1 rRNA gene (running past one end of the window) is annotated in these 2,181 nt (G+C 53.8%); it reads right to left on the bottom strand.

The features are described 5' to 3' along the window. Window positions 1-44: 44 nt before the first annotated feature. Window positions 45-2,181: ribosomal RNA gene (locus JTI98_RS05155) — 23S ribosomal RNA — on the bottom strand (it continues 2,681 nt past the right edge of the window).

The following is a 2,181-nucleotide window of genomic DNA, read 5'->3' as shown; positions in this document are numbered from 1 at the left end:
GCTGAAAATTTTCTCTCAATCCGCCAAAACAGCTTCGGCGTTGTAAGGTTAAGCCTCACGGTTCATTAGTACCGGTTAGCTCAACGCATCGCTGCGCTTACACACCCGGCCTATCAACGTCGTCGTCTTCAACGTTCCTTCAGGACCCTTAAAGGGTCAGGGAGAACTCATCTCGGGGCAAGTTTCGTGCTTAGATGCTTTCAGCACTTATCTCTTCCGCATTTAGCTACCGGGCAGTGCCATTGGCATGACAACCCGAACACCAGTGATGCGTCCACTCCGGTCCTCTCGTACTAGGAGCAGCCCCCCTCAATTCTCCAGCGCCCACGGCAGATAGGGACCGAACTGTCTCACGACGTTCTAAACCCAGCTCGCGTACCACTTTAAATGGCGAACAGCCATACCCTTGGGACCTACTTCAGCCCCAGGATGTGATGAGCCGACATCGAGGTGCCAAACACCGCCGTCGATATGAACTCTTGGGCGGTATCAGCCTGTTATCCCCGGAGTACCTTTTATCCGTTGAGCGATGGCCCTTCCATTCAGAACCACCGGATCACTAAGACCTGCTTTCGCACCTGCTCGCGCCGTCACGCTCGCAGTCAAGCTAGCTTATGCCTTTGCACTAACCTCCTGATGTCCGACCAGGATTAGCTAACCTTCGTGCTCCTCCGTTACTCTTTAGGAGGAGACCGCCCCAGTCAAACTACCCACCAGACACTGTCCGCAACCCGGATTACGGGCCCACGTTAGAACACCAGCCATTAAAGGGTGGTATTTCAAGGGCGGCTCCACACGAACTGGCGTCCGCGCTTCAAAGCCTCCCACCTATCCTACACATCAAGGACCAGTGTTCAGTGTCAAGCTATAGTAAAGGTTCACGGGGTCTTTCCGTCTTGCCGCGGGTACACTGCATCTTCACAGCGAGTTCAATTTCACTGAGTCTCGGGTGGAGACAGCCTGGCCATCATTACGCCATTCGTGCAGGTCGGAACTTACCCGACAAGGAATTTCGCTACCTTAGGACCGTTATAGTTACGGCCGCCGTTTACCGGGGCTTCGATCAAGAGCTTCTCCTTACGGATAACCCCATCAATTAACCTTCCGGCACCGGGCAGGCGTCACACCGTATACGTCCACTTTCGTGTTTGCACAGTGCTGTGTTTTTAATAAACAGTTGCAGCCAGCTGGTATCTTCGACTGATTTCAGCTCCACGAGTAAATCGCTTCACCTACATATCAGCGTGCCTTCTCCCGAAGTTACGGCACCATTTTGCCTAGTTCCTTCACCCGAGTTCTCTCAAGCGCCTTGGTATTCTCTACCTGACCACCTGTGTCGGTTTGGGGTACGATCTGATGTTACCTGATGCTTAGAGGCTTTTCCTGGAAGCAGGGCATTTGTTGCTTCAGCACCGTAGTGCCTCGTCATCACGCCTCAGTGTTAAAGTGAACCGGATTTACCTGGAACACACACCTACACGCTTAAACCGGGACAACCGTCGCCCGGCCAACATAGCCTTCTCCGTCCCCCCTTCGCAGTAACACCTGGTACAGGAATATTAACCTGTTTCCCATCGACTACGCCTTTCGGCCTCGCCTTAGGGGTCGACTCACCCTGCCCCGATTAACGTTGGACAGGAACCCTTGGTCTTCCGGCGAGCGGGCTTTTCACCCGCTTTATCGTTACTTATGTCAGCATTCGCACTTCTGATACCTCCAGCATGCCTCACAGCACACCTTCACAGGCTTACAGAACGCTCCCCTACCCAACAACACTTCGTGTCGCTGCCGCAGCTTCGGTGCATGGTTTAGCCCCGTTACATCTTCCGCGCAGGCCGACTCGACCAGTGAGCTATTACGCTTTCTTTAAATGATGGCTGCTTCTAAGCCAACATCCTGGCTGTCTGAGCCTTCCCACATCGTTTCCCACTTAACCATGACTTTGGGACCTTAGCTGGCGGTCTGGGTTGTTTCCCTCTTCACGACGGACGTTAGCACCCGCCGTGTGTCTCCCGTGATAACATTCTCCGGTATTCGCAGTTTGCATCGGGTTGGTAAGCCGGGATGGCCCCCTAGCCGAAACAGTGCTCTACCCCCGGAGATGAATTCACGAGGCGCTACCTAAATAGCTTTCGGGGAGAACCAGCTATCTCCCGGTTTGATTGGCCTTTCACCCCCAGC

The organism is Citrobacter sp. MGH 55 (assembly GCF_016906145.1).
Lineage (GTDB): Bacteria > Pseudomonadota > Gammaproteobacteria > Enterobacterales > Enterobacteriaceae > Citrobacter_A > Citrobacter_A amalonaticus.
The sequence above is the reverse complement of the archived record's forward strand: the minus strand, read 5'-3'. Positions and strand labels throughout refer to the sequence as shown.